We start from the raw sequence: 20463 nt of genomic DNA, 5'->3' as shown, positions 1-20463 counted from the left end.
TTCGTTCCACCAGTGTTCCAGAATCCGGAGAATGAGGGTGGAAATATAGGCCAAATGTCCCATTTGCATGTTTCATGACCGCTCGCCCCTTGCGTTTGTGCTTTCGCGTGGGCATGTGTTCTGCGCCGGTTGAAACGGCTTTGAAACGCCGTGAATGGCCTTCGCAGATTGAAAGTGCGCAGGATCGATAAAGTGCCTGACCAACCGATGATCTTGAGCGGCCGCGGCGTGATCGCGGTGCTCGGCCCCACCAATACCGGCAAGACGCATTACGCGATCGAGCGCATGGTTGCGCACGAAAGCGGCGTCATCGGCCTGCCGCTGCGCCTTTTGGCGCGTGAGGTCTATACGCGCGTCGTCGAAAAGGTCGGCGCCCACAATGTCGCGCTGATCACCGGCGAGGAGAAGATCACCCCGCATATGGCGCGCTTCTCGGTCTGCACCGTCGAGGCCATGCCACGCGAGACCAAGGCGGCCTTCGTCGCAATCGATGAAGTGCAACTGGCTGGCGATCTGGAGCGCGGCCATATCTTCACCGACCGGCTGATGCATTTGCGCGGCCGCGTCGAGACGCTGCTGCTTGGCGCCTCCACCATGCGGCCGATCCTTGAGCATCTGCTGCCGGGCATTACCGTCGTTGAGCGCCCGCGTCTGTCGCAGCTTCTCTATGCCGGCTCCAAGAAGATTACCCGCCTGCCGCAACGCACCGCCATCGTGGCGTTCTCGGCCGAGGAAGTCTATGCCATTGCCGAGCTGATCCGCCGCCAGCGGGGCGGCGCCGCCGTTGTGCTTGGCGCCTTGTCGCCGCGCACCCGCAATGCGCAGGTGGCGCTCTACCAGGCCGGTGACGTCGAATATCTGGTCGCGACCGACGCCATCGGCATGGGGCTCAACCTGGACGTCGATCATGTCGCGTTCGCGCAGGACCGCAAATATGACGGTTACCAGTTCCGCAATCTGAACCCGGGTGAGCTGGCGCAGATCGCCGGCCGCGCCGGCCGTCATCTGCGCGATGGTACTTTCGGCGTCACCTCGCGGGTCGAGCCGTTCGACAATGAACTGGTTCACCGGATCGAATCGCATCAGTTCGATCCGGTCCGTGTGCTGCAGTGGCGCTCGAAGTCGCTCAACTATGCGTCCATTCAGGCGCTGAAGAAGAGTTTGGACGCCGCACCCGCCGTCCACGGGCTCACACGGGCCCTGCCGGCGGTCGATCAGCAGGCTTTGGACTATCTTTCGCGCTATCCGGAGGTTACCAGTGTTGCAACGACACCGGAGCGTGTAGAAAAGCTCTGGGAGGCCTGTGCGCTTCCCGACTACCGGCGTATAACGCCGGCGCAGCATGCCGATCTGATTTCGACGATCTATGCCGATCTCGTCCGGCGTGGCACAGTGAATGAAGATTTCATGGCCGAACAGGTTCGCCGCGCGGACCATACGGATGGTGAAATCGACACATTGTCCGCGAGAATTGCACAAATCAGGACATGGACCTATGTGTCCAACCGTCCGGGATGGCTTGCCGATCCGACACACTGGCAAGAAAAGACGCGGGAAATCGAAGATCGATTGTCTGACGCGTTACATGAAAGGTTGACGAAACGCTTTGTTGATCGCAGGACATCTGTGCTCATGAAGCGCCTGAGAGAGAATGCGATGTTGGAAGCTGAAATCAGTGTAAATGGCGATGTCTTCGTTGAAGGTCATCATGTGGGACAATTGGCCGGGTTCCGTTTCACGCTGGCGACAGTGACCGATGGTCTCGATGCGCGCGCAGCGCAAGCGGCTGCGCAAAAGGCGCTCGCTCTCGAGTTCGAGGCACGGGCAGCACGGTTGCATGCGGCCGGCAATGCCGATCTGGCTCTGTCGTCGGATGGTCTCGTGCGTTGGCTCGGCGATCCCGTGGCGCGGCTGACGGCCAGCGACCATGTGATGCGCCCGCGCGTGCTGCTGCTTGCCGACGAGCAATTGCAGGGCAATGCCCGCGAGCATGTGCTTGCCCGCATCGAGCGCTTCGTCAATCATCATATCTCGACGGTGTTGAAGCCGCTCGACGATCTTTCTCGTGCCGAAGACCTTGAAGGTCTCGCCAAGGGTCTGGCTTTCCAGCTCGTCGAAAATCTCGGCGTGATGTTCCGCCGCGATGTCGCCGATGACGTCAAGTCGCTGGATCAGGAGGCGCGCGCCTCGATCCGCCGCCATGGCATCCGCTTCGGCGCCTATCACATTTTCATGCCGGCTTTGTTGAAGCCTGCACCGGCCGAACTCATTACGCTGCTCTGGGCGTTGAAGAACGACGGCCTCGACAAGCCCGGCTACGGTGACCTGATCCCCGTTCTGGCCGCCGGCCGCACCTCGGTGGTCACCGATCCGGCCTTCGAGCGCACGTTCTACAAGCTGGCCGGTTTCCGTTTCCTTGGAAAGCGTGCCGTCCGCATCGATATCCTCGAGCGTCTGGCGGATCTGATCCGTCCACTGCTTCAGTGGAAGCCGGGTACGGCGGCGCGTCCGGATGGTGCCTATGATGGCCGCCGCTTCACGGCGACGACCGCTATGCTTTCCATTCTGGGGGCAACCCCGGACGATATGGAAGAAATCCTCAAGGGCCTCGGCTACCGTGCCGATGCCGTCAAGGTCGAGGACGCGGCTGCGTTCCTCGCCGCACAGTCCGGATCTGCAACGCCGGTAACCGATGCTGTCGTTTCTGACGCGCCGGCCGAAACTGCCGATCACGATGACGCGGACGCCTCCGGCGAAGAGGCTCAGGCTTCCGAACCTGCGGCTGAAACGGCCACGGAGACTGTTCCGGCCGAGGCTGCAGCTGCGGTTGCAGGCGGCGCTGAGCAGCCGGTTATCGCCGAGCAGGCCGGCGAACTGGCCGAGCCTGTCGAAGCCAAGCCGGTTCTTCTGTGGCGCCCGGGCAGCCGCAACGACAACCAGCGTTCGGGTGGACGCCCGCAGGGTGACCGCCGTGGCGGCAACAACCGCGCTGCACAGGGCGAAGCCCGCCGCGACGGCGGTGAGCCGCGCCGTGATGGTGAAGGTCGCCGTGACGGCCGTTCCGACGATAACCGCAAGAGCGGTGGCGGCGGAAGACCGGACCGCAATCGTGGCCGTGACGGTGGCAAGCCCCAGGGCGGCCAGCGGCATGAGAAGGGCGAACGCCAGGATCGTCCGGATCGCAACGACCGCGGCGGAAAGCCGCAGGCCGCCAAGTTCGAGGCGCGTCCGCCGCGCAAGGAAAAGCCGATGGATCCGGATTCGCCTTTCGCCAAGCTCGCTGCCTTGAAGGAGCAGATGAAGAAATAAGGCCAAAGAGAACAGTATGGGTGAAAAGCAGCCTCCGTCCCTGCCGGTTGTCCGCCAGCGTCTCGACAAATGGCTGTTCTTCACGCGCCTGCAAAAGTCACGCTCGATCGCCCAGAAGGCGATCGAGTCCGGCGATGTCCGGGTTAATGAGGCCCGTATCACCCAGCCCTCCCATGCTTTGAAAGCCGGCGATGTGGTTGTTGTCTCGCTCGACCGGCGCGACATCACCGTGCGTGTTCTGCTTGCCGGCGCCCGGCGTGGACCTTACGAGGAAGCTCGACTGCTCTATGAAGATCTGACTCCTGCTGTTGTTCCCGGCGAAAAGCCGAATGCCTTTGAGCAGGCGACGCGCGAGCGTGGCAGCGGCCGGCCGACGAAGAAGGAACGCCGCGACGTCGACAAGCTTAAGCAGGGCTGGCATCAGGAATAGAAAACTGTCCCGCCAGGTGGCTATTTGGCGCATGGATTATTCTTGCAAAGCCCCCGCAAAGCCTTTACCTCACGGGGTAAATGAGCAGCCGGGTTGCGTCTCGAAAGGCGTTGGCGGGCTGATATCCCCGAACGGATGCGGACAAGCAAGCCTCTCTTCTGGTTCCTGTCTGCCGTCAAACGTGAGAAATCGCTGGAGTACCTCATGACGTATGTCGTGACCGACAATTGCATACGCTGCAAATATACCGATTGCGTTGAAGTGTGCCCGGTGGACTGCTTCTACGAAGGTGAGAATTTTCTGGTCATTCATCCTGACGAGTGCATCGATTGCGGCGTCTGCGAGCCGGAATGTCCGGCCGGAGCCATCAAGCCGGATACCGAACCGGGCCTCGACATGTGGCTGAAGGTTAACGCAGACTTCGCCACACAATGGCCCAATCTCACCGTCAAGCGTGATGAGATGCCGGAAGCCAAGGAAATGGACGGCGTGGAAGGCAAGTACGAAAAGTACTTTTCGCCGAAGCCCGGTCAGGGCGACTGACGCAGGCAACCTTTTGCAGCCGGTCGATTCCCGGATGCAAAAGATGGCGAAATTTGGGGAATCATGGCTTAACCATGTCCGTGACGGGCTGGTTGGCCTTGATGGCCGTTGTAAAGCAAATTATTGATTTCCGCAGTTTTTTATGATAGGGTCTAAAAACTGATCCACATCGTGGCACTTGCGTGTGCCCGAAAAACCATCACGAAAGCAAAAGAATCCCACTGCGCGGCTGACCCCAAATACGCAACGGCAGTTGCTTGTGTGTGATCGCTTCGCAGAAGATCGATTTGATGACCGTTGGAACGGATCAGTATGGAGTCACCCGACGGTGCCCCCGTCCATCCCGGGCCTGACTGACCCGGCCCCGGCGCGTTGCCGGGAGCGTAACAGGGAGTTTTTGAAACGAATGACGACCCAGCAGAAAAAATCTTCGACACGCCATGGATTCAAGACCGGTGAATCGATCGTTTACCCAGCCCACGGCGTTGGACAAATTGTAGCAATTGAAGACCAGGTGGTTGCGGGCATGACGCTCGAACTGTTTGTCATCGACTTCGAAAAGGACAAGATGCGTCTTAAGGTGCCGGTAGCAAAGGCCGTCTCCATTGGCATGCGCAAGCTCTCTGAGACCGATTTCGTTGAACGTGCATTGAAGGTCGTCCAGGGCAGGGCGCGCGTCAAGCGGACCATGTGGTCCCGCCGTGCGCAGGAATATGATGCAAAGATCAATTCCGGTGACCTGATCTCGATCGCCGAAGTTGTGCGTGACCTCTATCGTGCTGAAAACCAGCCGGAGCAGTCCTATTCCGAACGTCAGCTTTACGAAGCAGCACTTGACCGCATGGCGCGCGAAATCGCAGCCGTGAACAAGATGTCGGAAACGGAAGCTGTCCGTCTTGTTGAAACGAACCTCAACAAGGGTCCGAAGCGCGGCAAGGCCATCGAAGAAGACGAAGCGCAGGAAGAAGCTGCGTAAGCATCCTTCGAGCAATGCCTCCATCTCAAAAGCCCTGTCAGCGATGACGGGGCTTTTTTGTATCCGGTGGGCGGAGATAGGATCAGGACGCATTGCTACGTAGCGGACGCTTGCCGGGAGACTCTTTGCGCCAGCGTGGTATGCTCCTTGCGGACGCCTCGCCGCGATCTGCCGGCACGGGAGGCGGAACTATAGGGAACCGGCACCGGAGGAGAAAATGCCTGCTACCGTTTCTCTACATCCATTGCTCGACAAGGGCGTACCCAGGGGCGCGTCCGGCTTTACCGGCGGTGTCCTGGTCTGCGCGTGTGCTGACCGGCCCGTGAGGGTCAAAATCGAAGGCGACGTCGCTCATAACCATGCCTGCGGTTGCACCAAATGCTGGAAACCGGCCGGAGCGGCCTTTTCGGTGGTCGCGGTGGTTCCGCACGACAAGATCACTGTGCTTGAAAACGGCGACAAGCTCGAAGTCGTCGATAAGACTGCGCTGATCCAGCGGCATGCCTGCAAGGGCTGCGGCGTGCACATGTACGGGCCTGTCGAGCGGGAGCATCCCTTCCAGGGGCTGGATTTCATTCACCCGGAACGCTTCGACAAGGATGGCTGGTCGCCGCCGGGCTTTGCCGCGTTTGTTTCCTCGATCATCGAATCCGGCACCAAGCCGGATGATATGCCCGCTATTCGTGCCCGCCTGACGGAACTCGGCCTGACGCCATCCGATTGCCTGAACAATGCCCTGATGGACTACATCGCCACCTGGACGGCGAAGAAGAGTGGCGTTCTGAAGTCCTGACCGGCAGGTCGTCGTATCGTCATGCCAAAATGAAAAAGGGCGCAGCGATCGAAATCACTGCGCCCATTTCTATTGTCCGGTGCTGTCTGCTTATGCAGCGCCGCGCGACTTTTCAAACCGCTTGCGGTCGTTCGAGTCGAGGTACATCTTGCGCAGGCGGATGTTCTTCGGTGTCACTTCGACCAGTTCGTCGTCCTGGATCCAGGACAGCGCGCGGTCGAGCGTCATGCGGATCGGCGGGGTCAGCTTGACGGCTTCGTCCTTGCCCGAGGCGCGCATGTTGGTGAGCTTCTTGCCCTTCAACACGTTGACTTCCAGATCGTTGTCACGTGTGTGGATGCCGATGATCATGCCGGCATAGACCTTTTCGCCGGCGTCGATGATCATCGGGCCGCGGTCTTCCAGGTTGAACATGGCGTAGGCGACGGATTCGCCGGCATCGTTGGAGAGCAGAACGCCCTGAACACGGCCGCCGATATCGCCCTTGTATGGCTGATATTCGTGGAACAGACGGTTCATGATTGCCGTGCCGCGCGTATCGGTCAGAAGTTCCGACTGGTAGCCGATCAGGCCGCGGGTCGGTGCGAAGAACTTCAGGCGAACGCGGTTGCCGCCGGACGGGCGAAGCTCGGCCATTTCAGCCTTACGCTCGGACATCTTCTGGACGACGATGCCGGAATGCTCTTCATCGACGTCGATGACGACTTCTTCGACGGGCTCCAGCATCTGGCCGGTGGCTTCGTCCTTGTGCATGACGACACGCGGACGCGATACGGCAAGCTCAAAACCTTCGCGGCGCATGGTTTCGATGAGAACGGCCAGCTGCAATTCGCCACGGCCGGAAACGTAGAACGAATCCTTGCCTTCGGCTTCTTCGATCTTCAGCGCGACGTTGCCTTCGGCTTCCTTGAACAGGCGGTCACGAATGACGCGCGATGTAACCTTGTCGCCTTCGGTGCCGGCCAGCGGGCTGTCGTTGACGATGAAGGACATGGTGACGGTCGGCGGGTCGATCGGCTGGGCATGCAGTGCCTCGGTAACCGACGGGTCGCAGAACGTGTCGGCAACCGTGCCCTTGGACAGGCCGGCGATGGCGACGATGTCGCCCGCATGTGCTTCGTCGATCGGCGTGCGCTCGATGCCGCGGAAGGCGAGGATCTTGGAGATACGACCCTGTTCGATCAGCTTGCCGTCCTGGCCCAGAACCTTGACGGCCTGGTTCGGCTTGATCGAGCCGGAATGGATGCGGCCGGTGATGATGCGGCCGAGGAAGGGGTTGGCTTCCAGGATCGTGCCGATCATGCGGAATGCGCCGTCTTCGTCGCCAACGCTCGGCTCAGGAACGTGCTTGAGAACGAGGTCGAGAAGCGGCGCGAGGCCTTCTTCCTTCGGACCTTCCGGGTTGACGTTCATCCAGCCGTTACGGCCCGAACCGTAGAGGATCGGGAAGTCGAGCTGCTCGTCGGTTGCGTCGAGATTGGCGAAGAGGTCGAAGACTTCGTTGATGACTTCTTCGTGGCGGCCGTCCGGACGGTCGATCTTATTGATCGCGACGATCGGGCGAAGGCCGACCTTCAGTGCCTTGGAGACGACGAACTTGGTCTGCGGCATCGGGCCTTCCGACGAGTCGACCAGAACGATCGCGCCATCCACCATCGACAGGATACGCTCGACTTCGCCGCCGAAGTCGGCGTGGCCGGGGGTGTCGACGATGTTGATACGGACGCCCTTCCACTCGATCGAGGTGGCCTTGGCGAGAATGGTAATGCCGCGCTCTCTTTCGAGGTCGTTCGAATCCATCATGCGCTCGGTCGTGCGCTGGTTGTCGCGGAAAGAACCCGACTGCTTCAGAAGTTCGTCGACTAGAGTGGTTTTCCCATGGTCAACGTGTGCGATGATCGCGATGTTGCGCATTTTCATGTGTGAATCTCGGAGGTTTCGGGGCGTATGTGAGGGACGCCGCATCTTCAATTGCGCGGCTCATACAGGTTTTTTTGCATTTGCGAAAGGGGGGGCGGGGCGCAAAGTCTTGCGCCGTGGTGAATCCGGTGGCCGTTTCATACGGAATTTCCAATGGGATCGAGCGTAATTTGCCACAACTCGTGATCGTCCCGGTCCATCAGCCGAACGGTCATCTGCTCGGTCTGGCCGTTGATATCGATAAGGCCGAAGAACTGCAGGCCGGCGGATGGCGGCAGGTTCTGGTCGATGCCGGTACCCGCAGCCTTGATGAAGCGCACGTCAGGACCGAACGTCATGTCCAGTTCTTTCGGGCCATAGGTGCCTGAATGCAGCGGACCGGAGACGAATTCCCAGAACGGCAGGAAGTCCTTGAAGGCGGCGCGTGAAGGGTCGTAGTGGTGGGCGGCGGTATAGTGCACGTCGGCCGTCAGCCAGATGGTGTTCTGGATGGCATTATCACGGATGAACGTGAGGATATCGGCGAATTCCTTCTCGCGGCCCGCTGGTTGGCCGTTATCGCCATTGGCAATCGCATCGGAGCCGCGCCGGTTGGCAAAGTCGTCCCAGACGACGAGACCGATCGGCATGTCGCAGGCAATCACCTTCCAGGTGGCTTTCGAGGCGGCCAGTTCCCGCTTCAGCCAATCCGCCTGCCGCCAGCCGAACAATTCGTTGCCACCACCCTGGTTGGCTTCGCGATAGGAGCGCAGATCAACGAAGAATACGTCGAGCAGACGGCCATACGGGATCTTGCGGAAGATGCGGCCGGGCTGGGCGGGGATGGCGCGGATCGGCGTCATTTCCTGGAAAGCCTGCATGGCACGCGCCGCATAGACGGACACGTCCTTGTCCGGGTAGCGGTTATCGTCGCGCAGATCGGTCGAGGGCGACCAGTTGTTCAAAACCTCATGATCGTCCCACTGATAGAAAGTCGGGCAGGCAGCATTGAGGGCGCGGACGTGCTCGTCGAGCAGATTGTATTTCCATTGGCCGCGATATTCATCGAGTGTGCGGGCGACCTCGCGTTTCTCCGGCGTCACGATCCGGTTTTTCCAGATCGTGCCGTCTCTCAAGGCTATCTCGTCGGGGATCGGGTTGTCGGCATAGATCGTGTCACCGGAATGAATGAAGAAATCCGGCTCGTGCAATTGCATGGTCGAGTAGGTCTTCATGCCGGTGTCATCAATGCCCCAGCCCTGACCAGCCGTGTCGCCCGACCAGACGAAGCGCACCGAACGGCGGCGCAGCGGGGCGGTCCGAAACCGGCCGGTGACGGGCTCGGACACGCTGTTGCTGTCATAGAGATCGGTTGCGGTGAAACGATAGAAGATGTCCTGATCAGGCAGCAAGTTGTCGAGCGCACATTTGACCGCAAAATCGCTGCCGGGCAGCGCATCAATCGACGGCAATCGGATGGATGCGGAAAAGCTTTCGGTGGTCGAGTATTCGACGGCGATGCGCGACGGCCGGTCCGCCCGCGTCCAGATCATGCCGGATTTGGTATCGACATCGCCGGACTGCACGCCATGGGTGAAGAACGGTCTCCCGGAGCTTCGGGAATAGAATGGTGTGGCAAGAACCGACGTGGCGGCAAACCCGGCAGCGCCTGCCGAGAGCAGGAAGGAGCGGCGGGTCAGCGTATCCTGAATATCGACCAAATCGGCCTCCGGTACCGTCTCGGGAATCATCTGAAACCCGAGCCGGACCTTTGGCGAAAGCGATGTCAGTTCGTTTACAGTTGGATGAATCTATTCCAACGGTTTGGCGACAGTTCCGTGACTGCGGCCCCTCAGGCGTCGGAACCTGAAAGCTCTTCCGTGATCGCCAAGCCCTTCTTGGCCAGCATCGCATCCGGGCTTGGCAGCTTGCCACGGAAGGCCTTGTAGGCGTCTTCCGGGTCGATCGAGCCGCCAACGGAATAGATGTGGTCCTTCAACTTGCCTGCCATCGCCGCATTGAACGCATCGCCGGTTTCCTCAAAGGCGGCGAAGGCGTCGGCGTCGAGCACTTCCGACCACATGTAGGAATAGTAGCCGGCCGAATAGCCGCCGGCGAAGATGTGCTGGAAATGCGGGGAGGCATGGCGCATGACCAGCGACTTTGGAATGCCAAGCTCAGCCAGGATTTCTGCCTGAACCGCCATCGGGTCATCAATCGGGCCGCGTGTGTGGAATTCCATGTCGACGATCGCCGACGAGGTGAATTCCACCGTGTTGAACCCGGCGTTGAAGGTGCGCGCCGCCAGAACCTTGTCGAGCAGCGCCTGCGGCATCGTCTCGCCAGTTTCGAAATGCACGGCATATTGCTTGAGGATCGCAGGCACCGTCAGCCAATGTTCGTAGAGCTGCGAGGGCAGTTCGACGAAGTCGCGCGATACGGATGTGCCTGATACCGACGGATAGGTCACATCCGACAGCATGCCGTGCAGAGCGTGGCCGAATTCGTGGAACAGCGTGCGGGCATCATCGAGCGACAGCAGCGCCGGTTTGCCTTCCGCCGGTTTTGCAAAATTGCAGACATTGTAGATGATCGGGATTTCACCTGTTTTGCCGTTCTTCAGCGGCAGCTTGTGCTGCGACTGGAACGCGCTCATCCAGGCGCCGGACCGCTTCGAGCTGCGGGCAAAATAGTCGCCGAGGAAGAGTGCGATGAGCGTGTTACCGGCATCGCGGATTTCGAAGACGCGCACATCCGGATGGTAGGCGGTGATGCCTTTCTTCTCGATCGCCCGAATGCCGAACAGCCGGTTAGCAACATCGAAGCAGGCGTCGATGATCTTTTCGAGCTGCAAATAAGGCTTCAGTTCCGCTTCGGAAAAATTGAATTTTTGCGCACGGATGCGTTCGGAATAGAAGCGCCAGTCCCAGGGCATGACATCGTGGTTCTTGCCGTCTTCGGCAATCATGTTTGCGATGTCGGCTTCTTCCTCGCGAGCGCGCTTGACGGCCTTTGCCCAGACGGCGCGCAGGAGTTCGTTTACGGCAGCAGGCGTCTTTGCCATTGTGTTGTCGAGCTTCATTTCGGCGAAGTTACCGTAGCCGAGCAAGCTGGCGACTTCGCTGCGCAGTGCCAGCGTTTCGCGGATGACGCCGCGATTGTCTGTCTCGCCCGGATTTTCGCCGCGGGCGACCCATGCCTTGAAGGATTGCTCACGCATGTCCCGGCGTTCCGAAAATGTCAGGAAAGGCTCGATGATCGAGCGCGATAGTGTCACGGCGTATTTGCCGTCTTCGCCGCGTTCGCGCGCTGCCGATGCCATGGCGTCCTTCAGAAAATCCGGAAGGCCGTCGAGTTCCGGCCCATCCGACAGAATGAGCGACCAACCCTTTTCGTCGGCCAGCACGTTCTGGCCGAACCGGGTGCTAAGACCGGCGAGCTTTTCGTTGATCCCGGCAAGGGTTTCTTGCTCCGGCTTCGGCAGCTTCGCGCCGGATTTGACGAACCCCTTCCAGTGGCGCTCCAATACCCGGATTTGCTCCAGTGTGAGGCCGAGGCTTTCACGCTTCTCCCAGAGCTGGTCGATGCGCTGGAACAGCGCGGCGTTCATGCCGATTTTCGAATAATGCCGCGACATCTTTGGCGAGATATCCCGCTCCAGCGCCTGGATGGTATCATTCGTGTGGGCGCCGGCACGGTTCCAGAACAGCGACGAGACCCGCGACAGCGCATCGCCGGCGGTCTCGAGCGCGACAATGGTGTTTTCAAATGTTGGCGCGGCCGGATTGCCGGCAATTTCGCTGATTTCGGCCTCGTGTCCGGCAAGGGCGGCCTCGAAGGATGCCGCAAAATCGCTGTCGCTGACCGCCTCGAAGCGCGGCAACCCGTTCGGGCCGTTCCAGTCGGTGATGGCAGCGTTCAGCGCGGGGCTCGATGTCATGGGCAGTCCTTTCGCATTCCGGTCTGTCCCGCCGATAGCGGGTGCTGCGTCCCGTTGTCGGCAGCGATTGTGGAGATATCAAGATGTCAGGTGGGCGCTCTGGGATCGCCGGTCAAGGCTTGCGCAATCCCAAAAGGCCGGGCGCCGCATGCCACACGGCCTGCACGGCAAAGCCCATGAACAGAACGCCGGAGAGGCGCACGATCGCCAGTTCGTGGCGGCGGTAGAAGCGCCGGACCACGGAGGCACCGATGATGCCGATCAGAATGACATCGGCAACAAGAAAGCCGAGGAAGGAAACGGCCAGCAGCGCGGGTAGCGCGTGAAAATCAAGCGCGTTGGAAGATCCGGCGAGCAGCGCGGTAAACGTCGCCAGCGCCACCGGATAGCCTTTCGGATTGGTCAGGCCGAAGATCAGGCCACGCCGGTACGGCCGCTCGACGGTCATCAAGGGCCGGTTTTCGCCGCGGGGCTTGGCCCTCAGCGCGTTCCAGCCGATCCAGGCAAGATAGAAGCCGCAGAGCAGGCCAAGAACATCGAAGACCGTGCTGCCGATCGTCTTGGCGCCGACAATCGCGACCAAAGCCAGCGTAGACCAGAGCAGATCGCCTGCCAGATGCCCACCCATGAACATCGCCCCCGCCTTGCGGCCTTGGCCTGCGCCAATACCAAGAAGGGCAAGAAAAGCGGGGCCGGGAATGAGCACATAAAGAAGGGCTGCCAGAAAGGCGCCGAAAAGCAGGGTCTGCGTCATGGAATCTCCTCGCGCGTGAAGCCCATTCGACCTTGCGCGGATGATTCCGTCAAGATGCGGGCAGAGCCAAGTCAGGCCCTGCCGCGCGAAAATCGGTGACGCTTATTTGGTCTCTGTTGCCTTCATGGCATTGTCGAGATGCGTAGCGCATTCTGTGGTCTTGCCGTCCTTCATCGCCATCTTGGCGCTGTCGACTTCCTTCATGGCCATCATCATCTGATCCTTCTTCATCGGATCGGTCATGCCCTTGGCCATTTCTTCCGTTTTCATGATCGATGCGTCATCGCAGGCCATCATGCCGGCGGCAAAGGCCGGAGCCGAAAGGCTGGCAGCGAGAATTGTGGTGGCGAAAATTGTCTTGAACATATCATCTCTCCCAATAGGCCGGGAGCGTGATTGCCCCCACTGCGAACTCTGCATCCGGGTGCTGGACACGTTCAATTCACGCATGCGCGATGCACGCTGTTGTCATAACCCGTGCTTTTGATTGATGATTTCGTGATCGATTTATTATCAATTTTGAATATTTGAATTCAGCTTCATGCGAAACTTGCCGGTGCGTCCGGCTCTTGATAAGTAAAGCTTACGATTATCCCAAAGCGAGTTCCCATGCCGGTCAGACTGGAAACCGATACGATCGGCATGTTGCTCACCGACGTGTCGCGGCTGCTGCGCGGGGCATTCGACCGCCGCATCACGGCGTCGGCTCTGGGCGTGACGCCGGGCGAGGCCCGGGCGCTGATCCAGGTGGCGGCGACCGAGGGGATCAAGCAGGCCGATATCGCCATCAGGATGGGTATCGAGCCAATGACGCTCTCCACCTATCTTGACCGTTTGGAAGGTCTGGACCTTGTCGAGCGGGTTCCTGATCCGTGCGATCGCCGGGCAAAGAATGTCGTTGTCACGGATAAGGCCGATCCGTTGCTTCTTAATATTCGCAGGGAAGTCCGCGACCTGATGGATCAGGTAACCTCAGGGCTTGATGCGGATGGCCGAGAGGCCCTTCGTGCAAGCCTGAAGGGTCTGCGCGAAAACCTGCACCAGCTGGACCGCTCCGTTTCCTCCGACAAGAAAAGTGTTTCCGAATGAACTTGCGGATGAGCGAACGCCGGACCAGCATGCTCGGCGCCTTGCTGGCGACGCTTGGGCCGATCTCCATGTCGATCTACACCCCGGCCATGCCGGAGCTGGTGCAGGCCTTCGCCACGACGGAATCGATGATCAAGCTGACGCTGTCGGTCTATTTCGGTGGCTTCTCGGTGGCCCAGCTGATCGCCGGTCCGATGTCGGATGCGTTCGGCCGCAAAAAGGCGACGCTGGCTTTCGTCGGTATCAATCTGCTTGGCAGCCTCGTTTGCGCCTTTGCGCCGACGGTCGATTGGCTGCTGGCCGGGCGGCTCATTCAGGGTATCGGCGCTTCCGTCGGCATCACTGTTGCCCGCGCCATCGTCCGCGATCAGTTTACCGGTGCCGAGGCATCGCGGATCATGAACCTGATCGGCATCATGCTGGCCATCGGCCCGGCCATGGCGCCGACCCTCGGCGGCTTGGCGTTGGCTGCATTTGGCTGGCAGGCGATTTTCTTCCTGTTGATCGGGTTCGGGCTGATCGCCATTGTCGCTGTCATCGTCTTCATGCGCGAAACCACGGTGCCGGATCGCCGCCGCGCCCGGCCGGGTCCGCTTGTGTCGGCCTATGGCGAGCTTATCCGTGATCCCCGTTTCGTTGCCGCTGCCATCGTGCTCGGCGGTTCGGTGGGTGCTCTCTATGCGCAATCGACCATGCTATCCTTCATTCTGATCGACAGGGTCGGCATGACGCCGACGGCTTTCGGAATCGGCATGCTGATGCAGAGCGGTTGCTATTTTTCAGGCTCGGTCTGCCTGAAGCTGACAGCGGCAAAACTGGGCGGAGAAGGATCGGTTCGTGTCGGGCTTGCCCTGTGTGGGATCGGCGCGCTGATGATTGCGCTATCCGTCCATTTCATCGCGCCGAGCTATCTTTCGGTGATGCTGCCGATCGCCTTTTCCGCCTTCGGCACCGCTTTCCTGACCCCGCACATGACCACGGCCGCCCTGCATTCCTTCCCGCACATTGCCGGTTCGGCATCGGCGATGATGGGCTTCATCCAGATGGCCGGCGGCTTTCTTGGCGGACTTGCAGCGGCCCTTCTCGGCACGCCGTTCATCGCCTTCGGCGTGATCATCCCGGTGATGCTGTTGACCTCGGTTGTCAGCTATGTCTGGTTTCAATATTCGACGCGGCGTCTGGTGCTGGATAGCGCCAGGACGTCGGGCGAATAAACGAAAAAGCCCGCCTCCTTGCGGAAGCGGGCTCCTGAGCGAAAACCTTAAATGCTTACTTGTCGCGGTTGCGGGCAGCCAGCGTGCGCAGGCGCAGCGCATTCAGCTTGATGAAGCCGGCGGCGTCCTTCTGGTCGTAGGCGCCCTGATCGTCCTCGAAGGTGACCAGCTTGTCGGAGTAGAGCGACTTGTTGCTCTCGCGGCCGGTGACCATGACATTGCCCTTGTAGAGCTTCAGCGTCACTTCGCCTTCGACATGCTCCTGGCTCTTGTCGATCAGCGCCTGCAGCATCTCGCGTTCCGGCGAGAACCAGAAGCCGTAATAGATCAGCTCGGCGTAGCGCGGCATGATGTCGTCCTTGAGGTGGGCTGCACCCCGGTCGAGCGTGATCGATTCAATGGCGCGGTGCGCCGCAAGCAGGATTGTGCCGCCGGGGGTCTCATAGACGCCACGCGACTTCATGCCGACGAAGCGGTTTTCGACCAAGTCGAGGCGGCCGATGCCGTTGTCGCGGCCGAGTGCGTTGAGTGCGGTCAGGATCGAGGCCGGGCTCATTTCCTTGCCGTCGATCGAAACGGCGTCACCCTTGCGGAAGCCGATCTTGACGGTGGTTGCGACATCCGGAGCCTCTTCCGGCGAGATGGTGCGCATGTAAACGTAGTTCGGGGCTTCGACAGCCGGATCTTCCAAAACCTTGCCCTCGGACGAGGAGTGCAACAGGTTGGCGTCGACGGAGAACGGCGCTTCGCCCTTCTTGTCCTTGGCAACCGGGATCTGGTGGGCTTCGGCAAACGCGAGCAGGTCGGTGCGGCTCTTGAACGACCAGTCGCGCCAGGGCGCGATGATCTTGATGTCGGGGTTCAGCGCATAGGCCGAAAGCTCGAAACGGACCTGGTCGTTGCCCTTGCCGGTGGCGCCATGGGCAATCGCGTCCGCGCCGGTTTCGCGGGCGATTTCGATCAGGTGCTTGGAGATCAGCGGGCGGGCGATCGAAGTGCCGAGCAGGTAGACGCCTTCATAGACGGCATTGGCGCGGAACATCGGGAAGACGAAATCCTTGACGAATTCTTCGCGCACATCGCGGATGTAGATATCCTTGATGCCCATCATCTCAGCCTTCTTGCGGGCCGGCTCGAGCTCTTCGCCCTGGCCGAGATCGGCGGTGAAGGTGACGACTTCAGCGCCGAGTTCGGTCTGTAGCCATTTCAGGATGATCGACGTGTCGAGACCGCCGGAATAGGCGAGTACGACCTTTTTCACTTGCTTTGCCATGTTTGTCTGTCCGTCTTGTCAGAGAAAACGCGGGCTTGTCCGGGAAAGTGCGGGATCGCGCCCAAGAAAAATTCTGCGGCACTTTTAGCGAGATTGCCGGGCCACGCAACCCTCGTCACGCCGGGAAATGTTGGTTAAGCGGCGTCAGAGATGCCGCATCGGATCCATTCGCTGGTGCAGTACGCGGACTACGAGGATGCCGGTTTCGACGTGGCGATAGAAAATACAGTGAGAATTGCAGATAACGGAGAAATAACCGGGCCTGATTACCCGCAAGTCACGGCCTCTTTTTCTACCGGTGGCCAGGGCAGAAAAAGTATCGACTAGTTGACGCTGATAATCGTCTGCTTGCTTCAAGGACCATGTTTCAAAACTGTAGCGCCAAATATTTTCCAAGTCCTGTCGCGCGGCGGGTAAAAGTCTGTAGCCTCTACTTGGAGGCATATTTGGCATGCATCTGTTTGAGGAAATCCTCAAAGTCGAACTCGACGGGGTCGCCTGATTCCTCGCCCTCGATCAACGCGGCTTTGAGTGTCTCAAGCTTTGCATCGTCTTCGCGCAGCAGGCGCAAGCCCGCTTTAACGACATCGTTTGCGGAGGCATAGTTTCCTTCACGAACCTGCCGGTCGACAAAAGCGCCGAGCTCCTCGTCCAAAACAATCTGTGCGCTCTTTGTCATGGAAACTCCTGCCGATTACGTAGCTGCAATCTAACATGGGCTGTGATATCGAGACAACAATTCCATTCCGCGAAAGACCTGAACATGGATTTCCTGCCGAGCTTGCCGACACTTCTGGCTTTCACCGCAGCAACGCTGCTGCTGGCGGCGACGCCGGGTCCTGATATGACGCTTTCGATCAGCCGGGCGCTGAGCCAAGGCAAGGCGGCGGCCTTCTTCATCGTTGTCGGAACCAGCCTTGGCTGTGTCGTGCACACGCTTTTGGTCGCCTTCGGCATCTCGGCACTGATCACCGCCTCGCCGACCGCCTTCATGATCCTGAAGACCGGCGGTGCCGCCTATCTGTTCTGGCTGGCGGTGCAGGCGATCCGGTATGGATCGACACTGACGGTCAAGAAGGTCGATGATACCGGTGCATCGGCTCTGGCCAATATTTCGACGGGGCTGTGGGTCAACTTGCTCAATCCGAAGGTCATCATCTTCTTCATGACCTTCCTGCCGCAGTTCGTCACCGCCAACGACCCGGCGGTGACGCAGAAGCTCCTGTTCCTCGGCTTCTTCTTCATCGTTGCGGCGATGCCGGTGAATGTCCTGGTCATTCTGACGGCTGACTGGTTGTCGAGCTGGTTGCAGCGCCGCAAGGGCGTCATGCGCGGCATCGACTACACCTTTGCCGGCGTGTTCTCGATCTTTGCGGTGAAGATCCTGTTCACGCAGACGCGCTGATCAGCCGATCAGCAGCGCGTCGTCGTCCAGCGTCTGGCCGCGAATCTTGCGGAACATGGCGATGAGGTCTTCGACCTGCAGCGTTTTGCGGCTGTCGCCGGAGACGTCGAGCACCACTTCGCCCGCATGCAGCATGATGGTACGGTGACCGAAATCAAGCGCCTGGCGCATCGAGTGGGTCACCATCAACGCTGTCAGCTTGCGCTCGGAGACGATTTTCTGAGTAAGGTTCATGATGAACTCGGCCATGCCGGGATCGAGCGCAGCCGTATGCTCGTCGAGCAACAGCACTTCGGAGCCCGCGAGCGTCGCCATGACCAGCGAGACCGCCTGGCGCTGGCCGCCCGACAGCAGGTCCATGCGGTCGCGCATGCGGTTCTCGAGGCCGAGGTTCAGCTCGGCGATCCGCTCGCGAAAATGTTCGCGGCGCTTGGGTCCGAGGGCGGGTGCGAGACCGCGGCTTTCGCCGCGCCGTGCGGCCAGCGCCAGGTTTTCCTCGATCGACAGGGCGCCGCAGCTGCCTGCCAACGGATCCTGGAAGACGCGAGCGACAAGCCCGGCGCGGGCGGCCGTGCCCTTGCGGGTGACGTCCTGATTGCCGATGGTGACTTGGCCCGAGGTCGGGATGACGTCGCCGGCAAGCACGCCAAGCACGGTGGATTTACCGGCGCCATTGGAGCCGATGACGGTGACGAAGGTGCCTTCCTCGACCGTCAGGCTGACGCCGTTCAGCGCCTGCTTCTGCAGCGGCGTTCCCTTGCCGAAGATGACCTGGATATCGTTTAGCTTGATCATGCGGCACCTCCGCGGCGCAGGCGGGGAAGAACGAGGGCGAAGGTGACGAGGGCCGCCGTGACCAGATTGAGGTCGGAGGCCTGCAGGCCGAGCATATCGGTCGAGAGCGCCAGCTGAATGGCAATGCGGTAGAGGATCGAGCCGAGCACGCAGCCGATCAGCGCAATCAGGATGCCACGTGCGCCGAGCAGGGTTTCACCGATGATGACGGCGGCGAGACCGACGACGATGGTGCCGACACCCGAGGTCACGTCGGCAAAGCCGTTGGTCTGGGCAAACAGCGCGCCGCCAAGCGCCACCAGCGCATTGGAGAGCGCCATGCCGAGATAGATCTGGCGGCTGGTATCGACGCCTTGTGCACGGGCCATGCGCGCATTGGCGCCGGTTGCCCGCATCGCGAGGCCAGCATCGCTTTCCAGGAAGCGCCAGACGGCGATGACAGCGACGACAACGAGGAGCCCGATGAACAGCGGACGAACGTAAAAGTCCCGCAGCCCAAGGCCGAAGAAGGGCGACAGCATCGTGTCGGCGTTGATCAGCGCGACGTTCGGCTTGCCCATGACGCGCAGATTGACCGAGAACAGCGCAATCATCGTCAGGATCGAGGCCAGAAGATTGAGGATACGGAAGCGGACGTTGAGGATGGCGGTGACGATGCCCGCGGCAGCGCCTGCGACCATGGCAACGCCAGAGGCGAGCCATGGATTGACCCCGGCGATGATCAGCACGGCGGTCACGGCAGCGCCAAGCGGAAACGAACCGTCAACGGTCAAATCCGGAAAATCGAGCACGCGGAAGGCGAGGAACACGCCGATGGCGACGAAGGCATAGACGAGCCCAAGCTCGACTGCTCCCCAGAAGGCAATTTGACTCACCGCGGTCGGTCCTCTTCTCTTTTCGTCTTCAAACTCGTCCGGACGCTATAGCACTTTGAAAGTAACGCCGCCGAAACCAAGCCTGTTTTACAAATGAACCGCCCCCGTATGGAAGGAGGGCGGCTCAAAATCAATCAGATTGTGCAAATATAAGGCGGTATGGCCTTATTCGATGACGCGGGTGGCGCGGGCGAGAACGCTTTCCGGGAAGGTGACGCCCATCTTGGCGGCAGAACCCTTGTTGATGACCAGATCGGTACCCGCAGCAACCTTGACGGCGATATTGCCCGGATTTTCACCCTTCAGGATGCGAACGACGATGTCGCCGGTCTGCTTGCCGACATCCTTGTAGTTGAAGCCGAGAGCGGCAACGGCGCCACGCGAGACGGAATCCGTATCGGCGGTGAACAGCGGCAGCTTGGCTTCGACGGCGACGGCAACAGCGCCTTCGAGCGCCGAAATGATCGTGTTGTCCGTGGGTACGTAGATGACGTCGGCGCGGCCGACCAATGCGCGGGCTGCACCCTGGACTTCGGCGGACTTGGTGGCGGCGGATTCAACTACTGTCAGGCCAGCCTTTTCAGCTTCCGTCTTCAGGACGGCGAGCAGCGATACGGAGTTTGCCTCACCCGAATTGTAGAGATAGCCGATGGACTTCACGTTCGGCAGGATTTCCTTGATCAGTGCCACATGTTCGGCAACCGGCGACAGATCGGAAAGACCGGTGACGTTGCCGCCCGGCTTGTCCATGTCCTTGATCAGCTGCGCGCCGAGCGGATCGGAAACGGCGGTGAAGACAACCGGGATGTCGCGGGTCGAGGACACGACGGCCTGGGCCGACGGTGTCGAGATCGGCACGATGACGTTTGGCGCTTCGCCGGCGAACTGGCGAGCGATCTGCGCTGCCGTTGCCGGGTTGCCCTGTGCGGATTCGTAAATGAACTTGAGGTTCTCGCCTTCCTTGTAGCCGGCGGCAGCCAGGGTTTCCTTGACGCCATCACGCACGGCATCGAGTGCCGGATGTTCGACGATGGCGGTAACCGCAACCGTGACATCTTCCGCCCGGGCGGGCAGGGTGAGGGCGACAGTTGCCGCCAAGGCAATGAGAAGTGAGCGCATAGGTGTCCTCCAAGACTGATTTTCAGGCAGTCTTAGGAAGGCTGGACAC

Annotated in this window: 19 protein-coding genes; 8 read left to right on the top strand and 11 right to left on the bottom strand. The window is 60.3% G+C overall.

The window, feature by feature from the left end; genetic code table 11:
• The first annotated feature begins 207 nt into the window (after positions 1-207).
• From ASD36_RS26055 to gfa, 5 genes are all read left to right on the top strand, one after another.
• Entirely contained in the window at positions 208-3309 is a 3102-nt protein-coding gene (locus ASD36_RS26055; protein ID WP_060502649.1) for a helicase-related protein, read from the top strand.
• A gap of 16 nt (positions 3310-3325) precedes the next feature.
• Entirely contained in the window at positions 3326-3739 is a 414-nt protein-coding gene (locus ASD36_RS26050; protein WP_060502650.1) for an RNA-binding S4 domain-containing protein, read from the top strand.
• A gap of 204 nt (positions 3740-3943) precedes the next feature.
• Positions 3944-4282: a ferredoxin FdxA gene (fdxA, locus tag ASD36_RS26045; RefSeq protein ID WP_060502854.1), complete on the top strand. Its 339-nt coding sequence runs from the start codon at positions 3944-3946 to the stop codon at positions 4280-4282.
• Between the two features lie 406 nt (positions 4283-4688).
• Complete coding sequence (locus ASD36_RS26040; protein ID WP_060502651.1) at positions 4689-5258, top strand: CarD family transcriptional regulator; 570 nt, start codon at positions 4689-4691, stop codon at positions 5256-5258.
• Between the two features lie 217 nt (positions 5259-5475).
• The gene (gene gfa, locus ASD36_RS26035) at positions 5476-6051 is read left to right on the top strand and encodes an S-(hydroxymethyl)glutathione synthase (protein ID WP_060502652.1); all 576 of its coding nucleotides are present in this window, start codon (positions 5476-5478) and stop codon (positions 6049-6051) included.
• 90 nt (positions 6052-6141) lie between these two features.
• Here gfa and typA read toward each other — a convergent pair whose 3' ends face one another.
• The 5 genes from typA to ASD36_RS26010 all read right to left on the bottom strand — a co-directional run bounded on the left by typA (position 6142) and on the right by ASD36_RS26010 (position 13010).
• On the bottom strand, positions 6142-7971 hold the full coding sequence (gene typA, locus ASD36_RS26030) for a translational GTPase TypA (protein ID WP_060502653.1): 1830 nt from the start codon (positions 7969-7971) through the stop codon (positions 6142-6144).
• A 137-nt stretch (positions 7972-8108) separates the two neighbouring features.
• Positions 8109-9671: an alkaline phosphatase gene (locus tag ASD36_RS26025; protein WP_112834619.1), complete on the bottom strand. Its 1563-nt coding sequence runs from the start codon at positions 9669-9671 to the stop codon at positions 8109-8111.
• 131 nt (positions 9672-9802) lie between these two features.
• Positions 9803-11890 (bottom strand): M3 family metallopeptidase, encoded by a 2088-nt coding sequence (locus ASD36_RS26020; protein WP_060502655.1) that lies wholly within the window; start codon positions 11888-11890, stop codon positions 9803-9805.
• A gap of 112 nt (positions 11891-12002) precedes the next feature.
• Positions 12003-12644: a LysE family translocator gene (locus ASD36_RS26015; protein ID WP_060502656.1), complete on the bottom strand. Its 642-nt coding sequence runs from the start codon at positions 12642-12644 to the stop codon at positions 12003-12005.
• 102 nt (positions 12645-12746) lie between these two features.
• Positions 12747-13010 carry a hypothetical protein gene (locus tag ASD36_RS26010; protein ID WP_060502657.1) on the bottom strand — a complete coding sequence of 88 codons (264 nt, stop codon included), beginning with the start codon at positions 13008-13010 and terminating at the stop codon, positions 12747-12749.
• Between the two features lie 243 nt (positions 13011-13253).
• Here ASD36_RS26010 and ASD36_RS26005 point away from each other — a divergent pair, with 243 nt between their 5' ends.
• Positions 13254-13733, top strand: coding sequence for a MarR family transcriptional regulator (locus ASD36_RS26005; protein ID WP_060502658.1), 480 nt, complete (start codon positions 13254-13256; stop codon positions 13731-13733).
• 8 nt (positions 13734-13741) lie between these two features.
• A complete protein-coding gene (locus ASD36_RS26000) occupies positions 13742-14947 on the top strand; it encodes a multidrug effflux MFS transporter (protein WP_060502855.1) in 1206 nt (401 codons plus the stop codon).
• A 55-nt stretch (positions 14948-15002) separates the two neighbouring features.
• Here ASD36_RS26000 and ASD36_RS25995 read toward each other — a convergent pair whose 3' ends face one another.
• The 3 genes from ASD36_RS25995 to ASD36_RS25990 form a co-directional block, all read right to left on the bottom strand.
• The gene (locus tag ASD36_RS25995) at positions 15003-16220 is read right to left on the bottom strand and encodes an argininosuccinate synthase (RefSeq protein WP_060502659.1); all 1218 of its coding nucleotides are present in this window, start codon (positions 16218-16220) and stop codon (positions 15003-15005) included.
• Positions 16221-16364: 144 nt separating this feature from the next.
• The gene (locus tag ASD36_RS30375; RefSeq protein ID WP_082511990.1) at positions 16365-16664 is read right to left on the bottom strand and encodes a type II toxin-antitoxin system RelE/ParE family toxin; all 300 of its coding nucleotides are present in this window, start codon (positions 16662-16664) and stop codon (positions 16365-16367) included.
• Positions 16651-16899 (bottom strand): type II toxin-antitoxin system ParD family antitoxin, encoded by a 249-nt coding sequence (locus ASD36_RS25990; protein WP_060502660.1) that lies wholly within the window; start codon positions 16897-16899, stop codon positions 16651-16653. The genes ASD36_RS30375 and ASD36_RS25990 overlap by 14 nt, the downstream gene beginning before the upstream one ends.
• An 84-nt stretch (positions 16900-16983) precedes the next feature.
• On the opposite strand from ASD36_RS25990, the gene ASD36_RS25985 reads away from it, so the two are divergent.
• Positions 16984-17625 (top strand): LysE family translocator, encoded by a 642-nt coding sequence (locus ASD36_RS25985; RefSeq protein ID WP_060502661.1) that lies wholly within the window; start codon positions 16984-16986, stop codon positions 17623-17625.
• On the opposite strand, the gene ASD36_RS25980 is transcribed toward ASD36_RS25985, so the two are convergent.
• The 3 genes from ASD36_RS25980 to ASD36_RS25970 all read right to left on the bottom strand — a co-directional run bounded on the left by ASD36_RS25980 (position 17626) and on the right by ASD36_RS25970 (position 20414).
• Positions 17626-18420 carry an ABC transporter ATP-binding protein gene (locus tag ASD36_RS25980; protein WP_060502662.1) on the bottom strand — a complete coding sequence of 265 codons (795 nt, stop codon included), beginning with the start codon at positions 18418-18420 and terminating at the stop codon, positions 17626-17628. It abuts the gene before it with no gap.
• Positions 18417-19295: an ABC transporter permease gene (locus ASD36_RS25975; RefSeq protein WP_060502663.1), complete on the bottom strand. Its 879-nt coding sequence runs from the start codon at positions 19293-19295 to the stop codon at positions 18417-18419. Before ASD36_RS25975 ends, ASD36_RS25980 begins: the two co-directional genes overlap by 4 nt.
• Positions 19296-19460: 165 nt before the next feature.
• Positions 19461-20414 carry an ABC transporter substrate-binding protein gene (locus tag ASD36_RS25970; protein ID WP_060502664.1) on the bottom strand — a complete coding sequence of 318 codons (954 nt, stop codon included), beginning with the start codon at positions 20412-20414 and terminating at the stop codon, positions 19461-19463.
• Positions 20415-20463: the final 49 nt, after the last annotated feature.

The sequence above is a fragment of the Rhizobium sp. Root1334 genome (genome assembly GCF_001426665.1).
Lineage (GTDB): Bacteria > Pseudomonadota > Alphaproteobacteria > Rhizobiales > Rhizobiaceae > Pararhizobium.
This window is presented reverse-complemented; position numbering and strand designations above follow the sequence as displayed.

What these genes read in the sequence shown, in the direction of transcription:
- ASD36_RS26055 (WP_060502649.1), top strand. Translation starts at nt 208, where the DNA reads ATGATCTTGAGCGGCCGCGGCGTGATCGCGGTGCTCGGCCCCACCAAT.
- ASD36_RS26050 (WP_060502650.1), top strand. Translation starts at nt 3,326, where the DNA reads ATGGGTGAAAAGCAGCCTCCGTCCCTGCCGGTTGTCCGCCAGCGTCTC.
- fdxA (WP_060502854.1), top strand. Translation starts at nt 3,944, where the DNA reads ATGACGTATGTCGTGACCGACAATTGCATACGCTGCAAATATACCGAT.
- ASD36_RS26040 (WP_060502651.1), top strand. Translation starts at nt 4,689, where the DNA reads ATGACGACCCAGCAGAAAAAATCTTCGACACGCCATGGATTCAAGACC.
- gfa (WP_060502652.1), top strand. Translation starts at nt 5,476, where the DNA reads ATGCCTGCTACCGTTTCTCTACATCCATTGCTCGACAAGGGCGTACCC.
- typA (WP_060502653.1), bottom strand. Translation starts at nt 7,971, where the DNA reads ATGAAAATGCGCAACATCGCGATCATCGCACACGTTGACCATGGGAAA.
- ASD36_RS26020 (WP_060502655.1), bottom strand. Translation starts at nt 11,890, where the DNA reads ATGACATCGAGCCCCGCGCTGAACGCTGCCATCACCGACTGGAACGGC.
- ASD36_RS26015 (WP_060502656.1), bottom strand. Translation starts at nt 12,644, where the DNA reads ATGACGCAGACCCTGCTTTTCGGCGCCTTTCTGGCAGCCCTTCTTTAT.
- ASD36_RS26010 (WP_060502657.1), bottom strand. Translation starts at nt 13,010, where the DNA reads ATGTTCAAGACAATTTTCGCCACCACAATTCTCGCTGCCAGCCTTTCG.
- ASD36_RS26005 (WP_060502658.1), top strand. Translation starts at nt 13,254, where the DNA reads ATGCCGGTCAGACTGGAAACCGATACGATCGGCATGTTGCTCACCGAC.
- ASD36_RS26000 (WP_060502855.1), top strand. Translation starts at nt 13,742, where the DNA reads ATGAGCGAACGCCGGACCAGCATGCTCGGCGCCTTGCTGGCGACGCTT.
- ASD36_RS25995 (WP_060502659.1), bottom strand. Translation starts at nt 16,220, where the DNA reads ATGGCAAAGCAAGTGAAAAAGGTCGTACTCGCCTATTCCGGCGGTCTC.
- ASD36_RS30375 (WP_082511990.1), bottom strand. Translation starts at nt 16,664, where the DNA reads ATGCCTCCAAGTAGAGGCTACAGACTTTTACCCGCCGCGCGACAGGAC.
- ASD36_RS25990 (WP_060502660.1), bottom strand. Translation starts at nt 16,899, where the DNA reads ATGACAAAGAGCGCACAGATTGTTTTGGACGAGGAGCTCGGCGCTTTT.
- ASD36_RS25985 (WP_060502661.1), top strand. Translation starts at nt 16,984, where the DNA reads ATGGATTTCCTGCCGAGCTTGCCGACACTTCTGGCTTTCACCGCAGCA.
- ASD36_RS25980 (WP_060502662.1), bottom strand. Translation starts at nt 18,420, where the DNA reads ATGATCAAGCTAAACGATATCCAGGTCATCTTCGGCAAGGGAACGCCG.
- ASD36_RS25970 (WP_060502664.1), bottom strand. Translation starts at nt 20,414, where the DNA reads ATGCGCTCACTTCTCATTGCCTTGGCGGCAACTGTCGCCCTCACCCTG.